Source organism: Pseudarthrobacter sp. S9 (assembly GCF_050156545.1).
Lineage (GTDB): Bacteria > Actinomycetota > Actinomycetes > Actinomycetales > Micrococcaceae > Arthrobacter.
In genome coordinates this window covers 967,647-982,746 of record NZ_CP189576.1, presented here as the reverse complement: position 1 = coordinate 982,746, position 15,100 = coordinate 967,647, and the positions used below count along the sequence as shown (strand labels likewise).

At 65.7% G+C, this 15,100-nt stretch carries 12 protein-coding genes and 1 pseudogene; 3 read left to right on the top strand and 10 right to left on the bottom strand.

Annotated elements, in window-relative coordinates:
- Window positions 1-17: 17 nt before the first annotated feature.
- From ACQCSY_RS04565 to ACQCSY_RS04540, 6 genes and pseudogenes are all read right to left on the bottom strand, one after another.
- Window positions 18-1,522: pseudogene (locus ACQCSY_RS04565) on the bottom strand (DUF222 domain-containing protein).
- Between the two features lie 133 nt (window positions 1,523-1,655).
- A complete protein-coding gene (locus ACQCSY_RS04560) occupies window positions 1,656-2,438 on the bottom strand; it encodes a YqjF family protein (protein ID WP_427133558.1) in 783 nt (260 codons plus the stop codon).
- A 121-nt stretch (window positions 2,439-2,559) separates the two neighbouring features.
- Window positions 2,560-3,354, bottom strand: a complete 795-nt coding sequence (locus ACQCSY_RS04555) for an isocitrate lyase/PEP mutase family protein (RefSeq protein ID WP_427133556.1) — start codon at window positions 3,352-3,354, stop codon at window positions 2,560-2,562.
- Window positions 3,355-3,393: 39 nt separating this feature from the next.
- Window positions 3,394-3,786: a DUF1622 domain-containing protein gene (locus ACQCSY_RS04550; protein WP_427133554.1), complete on the bottom strand. Its 393-nt coding sequence runs from the start codon at window positions 3,784-3,786 to the stop codon at window positions 3,394-3,396.
- A 56-nt stretch (window positions 3,787-3,842) separates the two neighbouring features.
- Window positions 3,843-4,769, bottom strand: coding sequence for an SDR family oxidoreductase (locus ACQCSY_RS04545; RefSeq protein WP_427133553.1), 927 nt, complete (start codon window positions 4,767-4,769; stop codon window positions 3,843-3,845).
- A gap of 94 nt (window positions 4,770-4,863) precedes the next feature.
- Complete coding sequence (locus ACQCSY_RS04540; protein WP_427133551.1) at window positions 4,864-5,763, bottom strand: MSMEG_6728 family protein; 900 nt, start codon at window positions 5,761-5,763, stop codon at window positions 4,864-4,866.
- Window positions 5,764-5,908: 145 nt separating this feature from the next.
- Here ACQCSY_RS04540 and ACQCSY_RS04535 point away from each other — a divergent pair, with 145 nt between their 5' ends.
- Window positions 5,909-6,481 (top strand): hypothetical protein, encoded by a 573-nt coding sequence (locus ACQCSY_RS04535; protein ID WP_427133550.1) that lies wholly within the window; start codon window positions 5,909-5,911, stop codon window positions 6,479-6,481.
- Window positions 6,482-6,691: 210 nt separating this feature from the next.
- Window positions 6,692-7,693, top strand: a complete 1,002-nt coding sequence (locus ACQCSY_RS04530; protein ID WP_427135678.1) for an adenosine deaminase — start codon at window positions 6,692-6,694, stop codon at window positions 7,691-7,693.
- Window positions 7,694-7,755: 62 nt separating this feature from the next.
- Here ACQCSY_RS04530 and ACQCSY_RS04525 read toward each other — a convergent pair whose 3' ends face one another.
- The 3 genes from ACQCSY_RS04525 to ACQCSY_RS04515 all read right to left on the bottom strand — a co-directional run bounded on the left by ACQCSY_RS04525 (window position 7,756) and on the right by ACQCSY_RS04515 (window position 11,632).
- Complete coding sequence (locus tag ACQCSY_RS04525; protein WP_427133548.1) at window positions 7,756-9,624, bottom strand: DUF262 domain-containing protein; 1,869 nt, start codon at window positions 9,622-9,624, stop codon at window positions 7,756-7,758.
- Window positions 9,625-9,766: 142 nt separating this feature from the next.
- Window positions 9,767-10,741 carry an aldo/keto reductase gene (locus ACQCSY_RS04520; RefSeq protein WP_427133546.1) on the bottom strand — a complete coding sequence of 325 codons (975 nt, stop codon included), beginning with the start codon at window positions 10,739-10,741 and terminating at the stop codon, window positions 9,767-9,769.
- A gap of 87 nt (window positions 10,742-10,828) precedes the next feature.
- Window positions 10,829-11,632, bottom strand: a complete 804-nt coding sequence (locus ACQCSY_RS04515; protein WP_427133544.1) for a CPBP family intramembrane glutamic endopeptidase — start codon at window positions 11,630-11,632, stop codon at window positions 10,829-10,831.
- Between the two features lie 247 nt (window positions 11,633-11,879).
- Here ACQCSY_RS04515 and ACQCSY_RS04510 point away from each other — a divergent pair, with 247 nt between their 5' ends.
- On the top strand, window positions 11,880-12,773 hold the full coding sequence (locus tag ACQCSY_RS04510) for a glycosidase (protein WP_427133542.1): 894 nt from the start codon (window positions 11,880-11,882) through the stop codon (window positions 12,771-12,773).
- A gap of 287 nt (window positions 12,774-13,060) precedes the next feature.
- Here the strand turns inward: ACQCSY_RS04510 and ACQCSY_RS04505 are convergent, their stop codons facing one another.
- Complete coding sequence (locus ACQCSY_RS04505; RefSeq protein WP_427133540.1) at window positions 13,061-14,902, bottom strand: glycoside hydrolase family 13 protein; 1,842 nt, start codon at window positions 14,900-14,902, stop codon at window positions 13,061-13,063.
- Between the last annotated feature and the right edge of the window lie 198 nt (window positions 14,903-15,100).

Here is a 15,100-nt window from a genome sequence, read left to right as displayed (position 1 = left end):
GCCACGCCGAGCCCGTACTACGTCCGGAAGTAGTGGTTTCTTCGTGGTTCCTGGTGCGGGTCCAGATGCTGCGGCGGGATGAACCACGGGATCCCGGCACGGATGTGGATGGCCCATTGCTCTTTGTGGATCACATGATGGTGACGGGAACAGAGCAACGTACCGTTCTCTGTTCCCGAGGTGCCGCCGTGGGACCAATAGCTGATGTGGTGTGCTTCGCACCACGGTGCCGGGATGCTGCAGCCGGGAAAGGCGCAGCCCTGGTCGCGGGCGGTGATTGCTTTCCGGATATGCGGTGGGAAGATCCGTGATGACCGGCCGATGTCCAGAATCCTGCCTTCCCCGCCCAGCAGGACCGGAATGATGTCAGCGTCGCACGCGATCCTGCGGACGGTCGAGGCGGTGACCGGGCCGGTAAACATCAGCGTCCCGGTGTTGGCGCCGGGACCGCGTTCCCGGGTTCCTTCGCCGCCGAGCCGTGTGAGGAGATCCCGGTAGTCGATGGTGACCATGACCTGGGGGCGCAGCCCTCCCGTCGCAGGAAGCGAGCCGGACGCGAGGGCAACTTTGCAGGCTCCGACGAGGCCGTCGAGGAGCTTCTGCGGCCTGGAGCGCCAATCCAGCCCGGCTGCTCCAGGTTCACGTTCAACGTCATTGCTGCCGCTGCTGCGGGGGCTGGTCGCTGTATTCATGACGGTGACGAGGTGTTCGAACTGATCGTCGGTGGCGAAGATCTCTACATGGCGGAGCCCGTGGCGGTTCCGGCGGATGAAGGCGCCCTGAAGTTGGCGCAGCAATTCTTCTGAGGGCTCGGCGCCGTCCTGGTCGAGGGCATCGGTCCAGCGCCGGGCAATACGCACGAGGAAGTCGGGATCGTTATCAGCGGCGGTGCGCGTCAGTGCATGCTCCATCCGGGCCGCGGTGTCGGTGTCGCACGCGTGCCGGACGCGGTCCAGGGCCATGGTGATGATGCTCGCTGCCCGGGAATCGACGACGCCGGAGCGGACGGCGGCACCGAGTTCCTCGCGCGCGGCAGGCAGCGGTTTCCGCCGAGACCTTTGCGGGGCAGGACACTCTCGGCGAGGGATAGCCTGCGCCGGGCCTCTGCCGCGCTGATCCGCAGCCGCGCGCGCAGAAACTCGGTGGTGTTTCGAAAACCGTCGTCCTCGGGCACTGAGCTGTCGGCCGGACTGTCGATTGGATCAACGGACCAGCCGGTAGTCCACCCCGGGGTGCCCGCCGACACGCCCGACTGGGCGGCTTGGTTTCGGGTCCGGTCCACGGCTCCTGCCGCCACGAGTTGCAGATACTCCACCATCCGCGACAGTTCCTCCACCTGGCCTGCGAAGTCCGACGCCGTGTGGAATCCCCAGAGCGCCGCGTCCTCTGCCGCCGTCGTGCTCACGTCCTGCAGCATGGCCCGGGCGCCGTCCAGGCAAGCACGGTCCAGCGCAGGCTGCGCGGCCTTGCCAGCCTCCCGGACCATGTCCTGGAAGGGCGCGAATTCCCTTGTGGCTTCCATAACTAAACTCTGCCAGAGGGGTCTGACTTTTTAACGGCCGCCTCCGGCCGCCGTCACGGACGCCCGCCGGCCGCTTCGAGCCGATCCCAACCGCCGTCGTGGACGCTCGGGTGCCGACTCTGAGACAGGGTCGCTAACGCCCGGGACTCCCCAGCGCCCTCGGGCGACCGAACTGCGTGTGCACCCCGGGGGAAAACAGCACGGATTCGGGAGGACCAACGACGGCGATCCCCGCCGCTGCGATCAGCTGATCCTCTAGCAGCGTCAGTTCCGCGCGGTACAGCGGCCAGGGCGTGTGCGTGTTGGGGACGTACAGCGTGCGTCCAAGGAAGCGCGTGTGCAGACCGAACCGGGCCGTGAGGTGGGTGGACAGCGGATCAGCAGCGACGTCGTCGACGGCTGGCGCTACGGCGAAATTACTCCGGGCGCCGCCCCGGAACCTGCGCACGGAATACCCGGTGGACGGATTCACGGTGGACGGATTCACAATGGACGGATCCCGTGTGCCCCGATCAGCAGGGCGGGCCGCCCTGAAGTCTGTCCGCGACCACACATACGGGATCCCGGCGGCGCGGGCGGCAAGGACCACCGCCAGCCGGGACGCGTCCAGGCTCAGGAATACCACGCCCCGGGTCCCGTCAGGCTCCCGCGAGTACAGGCGCACGTTGATCTCGTTGAAGTCGCCGAAATACGGGATGGCCGGCCCGCTGCCCAGCCCGGCGCCACGCAGGCGGAACCCGATGAGCCCCACCCAAGCGGAGCCGTCGAACACGTCCGGGACCACGCCCTGGGGCATCCTGCGGGCCGCAACGCCCACGGGGATGCGCCAGTGCAGGAAGACGGCGTCCGTCCACCGCTGGCCCATGATCACTGGGCGGGGAAGCCCGGGCGGTTCAGGCCAGGTGTCATTGCTCATCGGATGCTCCTAGATTGGATCGTGCTTCTGGCCCGGATCACATACGCCCCGCTGCCGGGCCCAAAGCCGCCCGACCCAAAAAGCCGCCCAAGCCAAAGCTGCCCGGCCCGCCGGCGGGCGATCAGTTCAATGGGCGCGTTCCCTCCGGCAGCGGATCGCCGGCCACCAGTTCCGCTGTTGCGTCAGCGAGGGCAGTCAGCGCCACGCGCTGCGTCCACGGACCGTAGGAAATGCGCGAGACGCCGAGTTCCTGCAGCCGTGCGGGCGGCAGGGAACTTGGCACATTGATGACCGAAACCTTGTTCCATCCGATGCCGTCCACCAGCGCCTGGACGGTGCTTTCGTCCAGCAGCCCAGGCGCAAACACAGTGGTGGCTCCGACATCGAGGAAAGCCCGGCCGCGCTCGATGGCGTCGGCCAGCACCTCCGACGGGTCGCGGTCCTTGCCCTTGAGGAACGCATCAGTGCGGGCGTTCAGCACAAAATCGATGCCTTCCGCTCCGGCCGCCTGCATAACGGCAGCCATCTGGTCCACGGCCTCGGCCAACGGCCGCATCTGGTCTTCAATGTTTGCGCCGACGATGCCGACGCCGATCGCCTCGCGGACAGTCTCGCCCGGGTTGCCGTAGCCCGACTCAAGGTCGGCGCTCACCGGCAGCCGCGTTGCCGCCGCGATCCGGCCCACCGCGTCGATCATCAGGTCCACAGGGATGTTCTCGCCGTCCTCGTACCCCAACGACGCTGCGATCGAATGGCTGGCCGTCGCCAGGGCTTTGACGCCGGGGACATCGCCGACAACTCTCGCAGTGATGGCGTCCCAGACGTTCACCATCTGGAGGATTTCCGGCGCCTGGTGCAGAGCGAGCAGTTCGGAGGCCTTGGACGCAATGGACTTCGAGGCAGTGTTTTCGGTCATGGGCCGAGCCTAACTGTCCCGTTGTTGCTCGGATAGGCTTCAGCTCTCGACGGCGGCCGGGGCCGCAGCTCCCGCGGGCTGCTTCTGCCAGGGCCACCGGCCGGTGATTTCCAGCTCCAGCGAGAAGCTCAGGAACGTCCGGATGAGCACGATGATGGCCAGCACGCCCACGCTCTCAAAGGTCGGCGTGACTGCGACGGTCCGGATGATGTCGGCCGCCACCAGCAGCTCCAGCCCGAGCAGGATGGAGCGGCCCAGAAGCTGCCGGTAGGAACGGTAGACGGACAGCGGTTCGGACCCTGCCCGCCGGCGTTCCGGCTGGAATCCCCGCAATGCCATCGGGATGGACACCAGCGCGCCGATCACCATGACGGCCACACCGGCGAAGTCCATGAACCGGCCGACCGTCTCAATGATGTGCTGAAAATCCATGGTTCCCCTCGAAAGTGCGGCGGAAAGTTGCGCTGGAATGGGCGCGCAGGGAAAGACTAGGGGTGGCGCACGCCGACGCCGGCCAGAATGGCCCGGTACCCTTCCCGGAAGCTCGGGAAATGAAACGCGAAGCCGGTGCTTCGGAGCAGCGCATTGCTGCAACGTTTGTTGCCGCCTCGCGACGGCTCGCCCCTTGAGCCTCGCGACGGCTCGCCCCTTGAGCCGCTCCCCGCTGAGGATTTCGAGGCTTCCGACGGCGGCTGGGGGAGTCCCAGCTCGGCCGCCAGGAAGCCCAGCACCTCGCCAAGCTCGGCCGGGTCGTTGTCCACGCCCAGGTACAGGGGCCATGGATCGGCGTCCATTGTGCACAGATGCACAATGGCAGCCGCTGCATCGTCCCGGTGGATGCGGTTCGTGAAGTGAGATTCATGCGGCCCCACGGCAGTTCCGCCCCGCACCTGGTCGATCAGCCGGGTCCGCCCCGGCCCGTAGATGCCGCCGAGCCGCAGCACCACGGGCGTGATCCCGGTGCCGCGGAGCCTGCTGTACAGCAACTCCTCCGCCTCGTGGATGATCCGGCCCGAGAATCCGCCGGGTGCCGGCGTCGTGCTTTCATCAACCCAGCCGCCTCCGGCGTCGCCGTACACCGCGGTCGAGGAGACAAACAGCACCCTGCGCGGAACCACGCCGTCGCGCTCCCGCGCGGCCTCGACGGCGTCCAGCACGTTCGCCAGGCCGTCAACGTACGCCGCGCGGTAGGCCTCCACGGTGGGGGAATCGGCCGCTATTGCCACGACGACGGCGGTGGTGTCCGCCGGGATGGGCGGCAGTTTGCCCGAGCCCAGGTCCGCCGCAACGCCTTCGATCGAGGCAGGCAACTTCCCAGGAGAGCGCCGCCAGCCCACCACCCGATGGCCTGCCGCGGCGAAGCGCAGGCCTGCTTCAGTGCCCAGATCGCCGCAACCGGCCAGAAGTACAGTCATGATGGCCAGTCTGCCAGTTTTGGCGAGCTGCGGCCTGCCGCCCGGCGAGCTGCGGCGTGCCGCCCGGCGTCGGCCTCCGGCCGCCGTCGACCCCCTAGAGTGCGGGGATCGGGAAGAAGACCCGGGGATCCTGCAGCAGCGCCGGGTAGTCGAAGTCCGAGCGGTTCATGATCTCGTCGACCTTGAAGTGGCGCGCGAAGCGGCCGTCCACGGTGATCGGCCGGCCCAGGACCTTACCCACGGCGAAAGAGTTGCCGCCGTCGAACGGGATGGCCACCACAGAGTTGCCGGGCAGGGTGGTGAATGCCTCTTCCTGGTGCTGGCGTTTCCGCGTGGGCTTCTTGACGAGCTGCTTCGGGGGCAGCTTGCGCTGCTTGGCCGGGCGCCGGGCACCCGAGTCGGCGTAGACGAACTGGTACTCCTCGTCTTCGGACGCGGCCTTCGCGCGGCCTGCCGGCGGGAGGCTGACGGTGTCCAGCTGCTCAGGATCGGTGTCCCCGACCGGCTGCCGGAGCACCCACAGGCGGTCGCCGATGGGATCTTCCGGGAGCAGCACGTGCTTGGGTCCGGGCCAGACGTACTCCAGATCCGCTTCCGTGCCGGGGAACAGCGGCGTGTAGAACCGCGGATCCTTGGCGATCAGCTTGGAGCGGTGGCTCAGGTGAAGCTCGGGATCTCCCAGCCACGGCGGCATGGGGATCTTCGCGGCGTAATCGGGGTGGGCGGCCTGGGGTGCGAACTCCATGATCTTGTCGCGGGTGGTGTCCTCCCCGCCGCGGGCCGTCCATTCGTCCACCATCGACAGGCCGTACAGGGTCAGCGCGGGGACATAGCCCATCCACATCCGGATGGCCGGATGGGACTGCCAGCCATACTCCGGGATCACCAGCGCACGGAGGGTCTGCAGCGCTTCAACACGCTGCTTGCCGAGCCGGAGACGGTCCAGGACCGCGGCGCTCTGCTGGAAATCGGGGAAGGGGAGGAAAGTCTGCATCTCTCCAGTTTGAGGCCACGGGGCCAAAGCTCCAATTGCAGTCGGCTACGCGTGCGCATGTTCACATTTCGGAATGGAGCAGACAGCCCACCGGGATGGCGCGTAATATAGCAGGAACCCACCTACGCCGTCCGGAGGACACGCCATGAACCCAGCACCTGTGATGCCCCTTGGGCCCAAATTCGGGCAGCTGCTCGAGCCCGAAGCGAAAGGCGTCGTGGTGCTGGAGGAATTCACCTTGGATCCGGCCGCGGCCCGCAAGGAACAGCACGGTTTCCGCGCGGCGATGGCGGCGGCGGCACTGACACTGCGGCGCTTGCTGGCTCTGCGGCTCTTCATCGCCGTCGTGGCGATCGCCAACCTGCCCCTGTTCCTGCTCAACACCGGCTGGGAGATCTATGTGATCTCCGTAGTGTTGGTCGTGGCCGTCCACGCGGCGGTGTCCTGGCTGAACCGCCACGAACCGAAGGTTCGCCAGCGCCAGATGCTGGAACTCCACCTCCACCGCGAGCGCAGCGCCAACTACCGTAAGGTCCGCGACGCCGTGAAGTACGTCATCGACGCCCCGGCCCGCATGAACGAGAACCTCTACCTTGAACTGCTGGCCGCCAAGCGGGTCGGGCTGCACCTGGCCATGGGCACCGTCGCCCTGCTCGACACGAGCGACGACGCCGCCTGGAAAGTGCGGATCGTCCGCGAACTCCCGCAGGCTGCCTGATCGCACAGCGGAGTTGTATCCCGCCCAACAAGACATGAACGACGCCGGAACTCACCTACGGAAGGTGCGCTCCGGCGTCGTTGTGTTTGTCAGCTTCTAGCTGCCAGCAATCTCGCGGACTCTATCGGTGCCGGCGGCGTGCGGGCATATCCTTGCCGGATGGAATATAACGACGGCGGGGCCGAGCCACGCGACACCGAACCCGCTGACATGGCCGTGGAACGAGCCGGCATGCTGCCCGTGGCGGAGCTGCACCTGCACATCGAGGGGACGCTGGAGCCGGAACTGATCTTCGCGCTCGCCGAACGCAACGGGATCCGCCTGCCGTACGCCGGCCTCGACGAACTCCGCGCCCGGTACGAGTTCACCGACCTGCAGTCGTTCCTGGACCTCTACTACGCCAACATGGCCGTGCTGCAGACGGAGGAGGACTTCGCCGACATGACCCGGTCGTACCTGGCCCGGGCGGCGGTCGCAGGGGTGCGGCATGCCGAGATCATGCTGGATCCCCAGGCGCACGTGTCCCGCGGAGTTTCGCTGGAGACGTGCGTCAACGGTGTCGCGTCGGTGCTGGCCACCTCCGCCGAGGAGTTCGGCATCTCGACACTGCTGATCGCGGCATTCCTGCGGGACCTGTCCGAGGAATCCGCGCTGGACGTGCTCGAACAGCTGCTGGCCATGGACGCGCCGATTGCCGGGATCGGGCTGGATTCGGCCGAGGTGGGCAACCCGCCGGCCAAGTTCGAGCGGTTGTTTGCCCGGGCCAAGGAGGCTGGGCTGCGGCGCATCGCCCACGCCGGCGAGGAGGGCCCGCCGTCGTACATCATCGAAGCGCTGGACGTCCTTGGCGTGGAGCGGATCGACCACGGCATCCGGTGTATGGAGGACCCGGAGCTGGTGGAACGGCTGGTCGACGAGCTGACGCCGCTGACCGTGTGCCCGCTGTCCAACGTCAGGCTGCGGGCCGTGGACACCCTGGCCGAGCACCCGCTGCCGGCAATGCTGGCCGCGGGGCTGAACGTCAGCGTGAATTCGGACGATCCTGCCTACTTCGGCGGGTACGTGGACGACAACTTCGCACAGCTGAAATCGGTGATCGGCCTGTCCGAATTCGACTGTGTGCGCATGGCGGCCAACTCGATCCGTTCCTCCTTCGCGAACGAGGAACGCAAAGCGGAGCTGCTGGCAGAGCTGGGGGCGTCCGGGCAGTAGCAGTTGGCGAGATCCGACTTGGGCCTGCGCGGCCTGCGCTACCCAAGTCGGCACCTTGTCCTTCAGCTGATGAGATCGTCCAGCTCGGATGTGAAGAGTTCGTTAGACATGTCGAAGGCACTGTCGTCCTCGAGAAGGCCCCCGAAGTGCGGCCATCTCCTCACAGCCCATTCCTGCAGCTGAGCCGTCCGTTCGCCGAGTGCTTCTGGTGTCCACCCGTCATTGTCCGTGTAGACGCGCTTAGTCGTCGAAAACACGGTCTCCACGCGTAGATGGTCGCGGACTTGGGACCAATTTCTGTTGCTCTTGGAGGAGTTTGCAGGCTGGGAGAGTGGAACTAGATTCGCCCAGGTATTGACGAGGGCCTTGTGCTGTTCTTTTGTGAAGACCTGCATCCATTCGCCCGAGTAGTCCTGTGGCATGAGGTGGTCGACAGTAATCTCAGGAAGACCGCGCATAATGTCCGAGCGCGTTGACGCCCTTTCGTACTCGGCCAAAATGTACTTGCAGATGCGCCGGTCATAGAGATTTCCGGTCTCGATTCCACGTTTGAACATCGGATCGTCCGGAAAGGTCACTGTGGACGAGACGATCTGTGCTCGAACTTCTCTGGGATCTGCCTGGGCGTCCCGCCACAGGCGTTTGAACACCGCATGGAGACCTGTGGGTTCGATCCCCAGAATGGCACGCCGCACAAGGAAGGACTCGATGATGTTCAGACATTCGACGGCGTCGGGAATGTCGGCTTCGCCTGCGCTGGTGGCAGTTAGTAGCTGCATTACGTAGGGGTAGCACGAGGCCGGCCGATTCAGATCATTGAGGCGTCGCACCGATTCCTGCAGTTCGACATCGAGGCCGTCAAGACGACCCGAATGAATCGCGTTGTAGGCCGACTGATGGCGTCGGAGATCGCTCATGATCTCAAGAAGCTGCTGGTGGGCGGTCCAGCCGTCCTCACTCGTCATTTCTGCCCAGCGGTTGGCCAGCGACTTAAAGGTTGTCGCCTTAGTGATTGTTGGCTCAACAGTCAGAGCAAATGGGAAGAAGTAGCCAGTCTTGGCGGCGTTATCGGCGAAGGCATCCTCAAATGGCTTCCACTGTTCCGAATAGAGACGGAGAGCCGTGTTCGCGTTGTCGCGGAGACGCTTCAGGACCTCGTTGCGGACCAGATCGATGATTCCTAGTTTGACGCCCTCATTGTTGAGACGGTCGAAGACTTCGTTAGGATCGTGGGCCTCACCGAGCCTGATTTCTACGAACTCAAGTCGGTCCAGGAGAACCTCTCGAAGGAGCTCAATCTTCTCAATTGTGGTTTCGACATCGAGTTGCAGGCCGTCTTCACCCATGACGGTTCGTCCTTCAATGTGCTTCAAGATTATTGAGAAGGCTTTCGTCATGTCACCGGCATCTTCGCCGGCCTCGCGTTCGACGTCGATGTGGAGGTCGAATCCTGTGCCAAAAGCGCCGCGCAATATGTTGTTGAATTGCTTTGTGTCTCGAAGGGTCGGACGAAGCTTTGGATGATCGTTGGTTTCTCGTTTGCGGCTGACCAAGAACTGACCATAGAGATCTCTTGCAATGTCGTGGCCGGCATCTCCGAACCGCTGTGAGTGCTTAGAAAGGGCTATCACTGTCAGAACCATAGTGGTGAGACGCTGCTGGCCGTCGATAACCCAGTATTGACCAGCTTCCCGTGCGGTGGGGGCTCGTTCATCATCAAATACCAAGGCGCCGAGGAAACGGCGAGTGTATTGCCCGTCGAGAACCGTATCGATATCCGACCAGAGCTGGTCGATCTCTCGCTTTCCCCAGACATAACGTCGCTGAAACAGAGGGCAATAGAGCTGGACGTCATCGCTCAGCCTCTCGCTCAATGTGACTGGAGCTGCTTCAAGACCGCGGACGTGACTCAATTTTCCAACTTTCCCCATGACGATGATCTAGACCAGGGTAAGTCCAATTGAGGAGGATGAAGCGCGGGCGCCCTACCGTGTCCCAAGAGCGATGTTCAGCAACGGGTTGCCCGCCGAGGCGGCAACCCGCCGGCGAATTGCGGGAGGCTGAACTGCCACCTCAGCCGTCGATGGTCCCCATGTTCGGGTAGCGGGCTCCGGCCGCGGCGCCGGCGGGGGCGAGTTCGTCGAGGCGGTTGAGGTCTTCGGCCGACAGCTCGACGTTTGCGGCGCCGAGGTTCTCACGCAGGCGTTCGCGCTTCTTTGTGCCCGGGATCGGAACGATGTTCGCGCCCTGGGCCAGCAGCCACGCGAGGGCCAGCTGCGCCGGGGTGCAGCCTTTCGCGTCGGCCAGTTCCTTGACCCGATCCACGAGGTCCAGGTTGCGGGTGAAGTTCTCGCCTTGGAAGCGCGGCGAGTGGCGGCGGAAATCGTCGGCCGCGAAGTCGTCGGGGCTGCGCAGCTGGCCGGTCAGGAAGCCGCGGCCGAGCGGGCTGTAGGGGACAAAGCCGATCCCGAGTTCAGCGAGGACGGGGAAGATCTTGGTCTCCGGCTCCCGCTCCCACAGCGAGTATTCGGTCTGCAGGGCACTGATGGGATGCACCGCATGGGCCCGGCGCACGGTGTCGGCGCCGGCTTCGGAGAGTCCCAGGTGCCGCACCTTGCCGGCCTGGACCAGCTCCGCCATGGCTCCCACGGTGTCCTCGATCGGAACAGTCTTGTCCACGCGGTGCTGGTAGTAGAGGTCGATGTGGTCCACGCCGAGCCGCTGCAGGCTCGCGTCGCAGGCCGCGCGAACGTACTCGGGGGAGCCGTTGATGCCCACCCAGGAGCCGTCGGCCCGGCGTTCGTTGCCGAACTTCGTGGCGAGGACGACGTCGTCGCGCCGGCCTGCGATGGCGCCGCCCACCAGTAATTCATTCGTGAACGGTCCGTACATGTCCGCGGTGTCCAGCAGGGTGCCGCCGGCGTCGAGGTAGGCATGGATGGTGGCGACGGACTCGGCGTCGTCGCCCTGGCCGTAGAACTCGCTCATGCCCATGCAGCCCAGGCCGAGGGCGGAGACGGTGAGCGAACCGAGGGTACGTGTTTCCATGGGAATCTCCTGAAATTGAATGACCGGGAGCAGATCGCCACTATAGGCACGTCGCTCCCGGGGGCACAACGGCCACCGGCACTGCCGTTAGCGGCGGGGACTTAGGCCGACGGCGGGCCGGGGCGCCGGGTGCCAGGCCTCGCGGTCTAGGAAAATCGTGGCCGACGCGGCGACGAGCAGCACCACGAAATAGATCAGCTCGGCGCGGCCGAGGTCCGCTCTGGAGAAGCCGAAGGAACCCACCGTGAAGGTGCCCTGGCTGTTGTGGAAGAGCATCGTCAGCAGGACGCTGCCGCCGGTGCGGTTGAACAGCCAGACGTACAGGAAGGTGATGACAAAGGTTGACGGCAGCCCGATCAGGCTGAGGTGCCCGAACACCACGAGGGGCAGATGCCAGAAGGCCACCAGGATGCCCAGGATCGAGGCGGCCAGCAGCGGCGGCCGGCCGGTCTGAAGCAAGGGCACGGCATAGCCGCGGAAGCCCGGCTCCTCGCCCACGGGCCCGTCCAGCGGATTAATCAAGCGCACGGCAAAGACCGTCAGAAGCCCGGACCACGTCAGGTCCCCCAGACCGTGTAGGGGGGCCCCCATGGCCACATTCGTGAAGCCCGTCACCAGTACCATCACGGCGGGGAGGAGGAGCGCCACGGCGTACCAGACCCAGCCCACGCGCCACCGGATGAGCCGCCGTCCCCACGCCTTGAACCCGGCCTTGCCCCATGCCAACGCGGTGATGACTAGCGCGGCCACGAGCGGGCCCACGGACAGGAACTCCATCTGCGGCATCAGCCCGGCGGCGTAGAGAGGCCACGACGACCAGGAAATCGCATAGGCCAGAACGAAGAACGCCGAAAGACGGTGGTGCTGCAGCCAGAGCGTGAAGCGCGCCATAACGGCTCCCGGGGCAAGAGGTATATCGCCCTATTCTGCTCCCGGGGGACTCCTGTGACTAGCGCATGGCCAAGACACGTAGTCGCAGATGCGAAGCTACTGGCGGGTACCCGAGATCGGCCACTCGTTTCGTCGGTTCGAGGCTGTCATAGTGGGTCACGACACACAGAGTTAACGGTTTCCAGTCGCGGAAATGCACAAATCCTTGGCAAGATGCAGGTGGATCAATTGCTTCTAAAGGAGACCCATGGCCACGAACACTGCGGAAAAAACCACCCTTCGGCTTAAGGCCGTGCTGGATGTTCTGACAGAGGGGGTGTGGTCGAGTGAGAATCTGAACGCTGGCGCGGTGCTGGGCGAGGCAATCGCCCGCGTGCCGCTCAACGAGCAGGAGCGTGAACTCCTGAGCGGTGGAATTCCCCGCGGACACAAGTCGCTGACCACGGCCACCGCCAAGCTCGTCAAGGCCGGCTGGCTCGTCAAGGGCCGTCCCGGCTGGTCCATCACCGACGACGGCCAGCGCGCCACCGTCGCGTTCGCGGACCCTGACGCCTTCGCTGAAGCGCTCGACGCCGGAACTCCGGTTCCGGCCGACACCCCGCTCCCTGCTGCGCCGGCGGAGAAGCCGGCCCAGAAGCCTGCCGAGAAGCCTGTCCGGAAACCAGCCGCGAAAGCTGCCCCGAAGGCGGCCAAGGCTGTCGGCAAGGCCGCCAAACTGATCGAGGACGCGGTTGCCCCCGTCGCCAAGGCGGTGCGCAAGCGCAAGACCGCCGACAAGGCTCCCGCCGCGCCGGCCACTGCTGCCGCTGCTCCCGCCGCCGCTGAGGCCACGAAAACTGTCGAGCAGCCGGCAGCAGTCGCCGTCGCCGGTGACTTCAACATCCTGCTGGGTGCGCCCGCCAACTGGGCACCGCAGTACGACGAGTCCCAGATGGAACTGGACCTCGTGGACCAGCTCTGGAAGATCGCGGCGGACGTCCCGGCCGGCACCTACACCTTCAAGATCGCCCTCAACCGCTCCTGGGATGAGAACTACGGTGCGTTCGGTGCCTTCGACGGCCCCAACCACGAGGTCCACCACGGCGGCGGCCGTCTGGTCATCCACTACGACCACCGCACGCGCGACATCATCCTGCCGTAAGCGTCTGTGCCCGGTGGGTGGGCTCCTAGAACCGCGTCGGGTCCGGCCGTGGAGGCATCGGCCCCGGATCGGGGATCGGCAGCGGCCCGGGCCCTGGACCGGGTTCCGGAATCGGCGCGGGCGGCGGGACCCGACCGGGTTCCGGCGGAAACGGGTCGCCCGGTTCCGGCGGCGGGGTTGTGGGGCCTGGATCCGGCGGAAAAGTATCCGGTCCCGGTACTGGTGGAATGGTCATTCCGAGCTCCCTCACTAGTTGACAGGTCTGACGATGAGGCCAGTGTTGACGATCAGGCCTGGCCGTTGCTGTTCCGGCGCAGCACTTTCAGCTCCCAGGGCCGCAGGTGCCATACGCCGTCCGGGGCGGACCCCGCATCCGGGTAGTTGCCCAGAATCAGCTCCGCGCCGCCCCCGGCCCAGCCGTCACCGACGAGACCCAAGCTGCCGAGATCCACGCTGCCGAGCGTCACTGGCTGCTCCTGACCGGAGAAGTTGCCCACTACCAGCAGCTCCGTGCCGGGCAGCGACCGTGTGAAGGCGTAGACGTGCTCGTCGCCGGGCAGCAGCATCCTGAAGTCCCCGTGCGAGACTGTGGGCTCGGTGCGCCGCAGTTCGATCACGCGGCGGTAGAAGTTGAACACCGAGTCGGGATCCCCGATCTGGGCGGCGGCATTGATGTGGTTGGCATTCGGGTTGACCGCAATCCAAGGCGCGCCGGTGGTGAAACCGGCGTGCCGGGAGGCGTCCCATTGGACCGGCGTCCGGGCGTTGTCCCGGTTCAGCGGCGCGAGCGCGGCGAGGACCTCGGCGTCGGTGTGACCCAGATGGGTGGTCGCTTCGCGGTGGTGGTTGAGCACCTCGATGTCGCGGTAGTCGCTGATCGCGCCGAAGGTCATGTTGGTCATGCCCAGTTCCTCGCCCTGGTAGACGTAGGGCGTGCCGCGGTGCAGGTGCAGGATGCCAGCGAGCATCTTGGCCGAGAGCTCGCGGAAGTGGCCGTCGTCGCCGAAGCGCGAGACCGCGCGGGCCTGGTCGTGGTTGCCCCAGTAGAGGCTGTTCCAGCCGGTCTCGGCCAGGCCTTCCTGCCAGCGGCCCAGGGATTTCTTCAGCTCGGTGAGCAGCAGCTTCTTGGGCCGCCACTTATCGCCCTCCTCCTGGTCCAGGGCCACGTGCTCGAACTGGAAGACCATATCCACCTCGGCACGGGCGGGATCCGTGAACAGGATGGCATCCTCCACCGTCACCCCGGGCATCTCGCCCACGGTCAGTAGCGGGCCAGTGCGCCCGGCGAAGACGTTCTGGTGCATTTCATGCAGGAACTCGTGGATCCGCGGGCCGCAGATGTAGTGCGGCGTACCGTCGCCGTACAACTTCCCGCCGGCGATCGCGCCGTCGGGCAGGGAAGGGTCCTTGGAAATGAAGTTGATGACGTCCATCCGGAAGCCGTCCACGCCGCGGTCCAGCCACCAGTTCATCATGTCGTAGATCGCGGCCCGGACGGCGGGGTTTTCCCAGTTCAAGTCCGGCTGCTTCCTGGAGAAGATATGGAGGTAGTACTCGCCGCTGGCCTCGTCGAACTCCCAGGCGGGTCCGGAGAACGCGGAACCCCAGTTGTTCGGCTCCGCACCCGGGACACCGGGCTCCCTGCCGGTGTTTGGCTTGGCAGCCGTGCCCGCCGGAAAACCCTCCCGCGGCGGCCGCCACCAGTACCAGTCCCGCTTCGGGTTGTCCGTCGAGGACCGGGACTCCACGAACCAGGGGTGCTCGTCCGAGGTGTGGTTGACCACGAGGTCCATGACCAGCTTCATGCCGCGCGCGTGCAGCCCGTCCGTGAGCTCCTGCAGGTCCGCAAGCGTGCCGAACAGGGGGTCGACGTCGCGGTAGTTGCTGATGTCGTAGCCGTTGTCGTCCTGCGGGGAGGTGTAGATCGGGGACAGCCAGACGACGTCGACGCCGAGCCGGTGCAGGTAGTCCAGCTTGCTGATGATCCCGCGCAGGTCTCCGATGCCGTCCCCGTTGGAGTCGGCGAAGCTGCGCGGATAGATCTGATAGACGACGGCGGCCTGGAACCAGTCGCGGGCCGGGTCCTGGGAAAATTCAGCGGATTCCGCGGTGGGTTGTTCGACCGTCATGTGGCACTCCTCGGAACGTCCAGCAGGCTGTTGTGATCAGGTCTGGCGCTGTCTTCTGGCACCGTCTCACCGACCTCTGATTATTGACCAGTTCCCGTGGGCAGGGAAGACCCCGCCCGGCCGGTCCGATGGCCGGCCGGTTTGGCGGAAGCGACGGGACCTTTGACCCTTGTTTTTAAGCCCGGACGACCGGCATCA

What these genes read in the sequence shown, in the direction of transcription:
- ACQCSY_RS04540 (WP_427133551.1), bottom strand. Translation starts at nt 5,763, where the DNA reads ATGCAGACTTTCCTCCCCTTCCCCGATTTCCAGCAGAGCGCCGCGGTC.
- ACQCSY_RS04560 (WP_427133558.1), bottom strand. Translation starts at nt 2,438, where the DNA reads ATGAGCAATGACACCTGGCCTGAACCGCCCGGGCTTCCCCGCCCAGTG.
- ACQCSY_RS04510 (WP_427133542.1), top strand. Translation starts at nt 11,880, where the DNA reads ATGGCCACGAACACTGCGGAAAAAACCACCCTTCGGCTTAAGGCCGTG.
- ACQCSY_RS04545 (WP_427133553.1), bottom strand. Translation starts at nt 4,769, where the DNA reads ATGACTGTACTTCTGGCCGGTTGCGGCGATCTGGGCACTGAAGCAGGC.
- ACQCSY_RS04515 (WP_427133544.1), bottom strand. Translation starts at nt 11,632, where the DNA reads ATGGCGCGCTTCACGCTCTGGCTGCAGCACCACCGTCTTTCGGCGTTC.
- ACQCSY_RS04555 (WP_427133556.1), bottom strand. Translation starts at nt 3,354, where the DNA reads ATGACCGAAAACACTGCCTCGAAGTCCATTGCGTCCAAGGCCTCCGAA.
- ACQCSY_RS04520 (WP_427133546.1), bottom strand. Translation starts at nt 10,741, where the DNA reads ATGGAAACACGTACCCTCGGTTCGCTCACCGTCTCCGCCCTCGGCCTG.
- ACQCSY_RS04505 (WP_427133540.1), bottom strand. Translation starts at nt 14,902, where the DNA reads ATGACGGTCGAACAACCCACCGCGGAATCCGCTGAATTTTCCCAGGAC.
- ACQCSY_RS04535 (WP_427133550.1), top strand. Translation starts at nt 5,909, where the DNA reads ATGAACCCAGCACCTGTGATGCCCCTTGGGCCCAAATTCGGGCAGCTG.
- ACQCSY_RS04550 (WP_427133554.1), bottom strand. Translation starts at nt 3,786, where the DNA reads ATGGATTTTCAGCACATCATTGAGACGGTCGGCCGGTTCATGGACTTC.
- ACQCSY_RS04525 (WP_427133548.1), bottom strand. Translation starts at nt 9,624, where the DNA reads ATGGGGAAAGTTGGAAAATTGAGTCACGTCCGCGGTCTTGAAGCAGCT.
- ACQCSY_RS04530 (WP_427135678.1), top strand. Translation starts at nt 6,692, where the DNA reads ATGGCCGTGGAACGAGCCGGCATGCTGCCCGTGGCGGAGCTGCACCTG.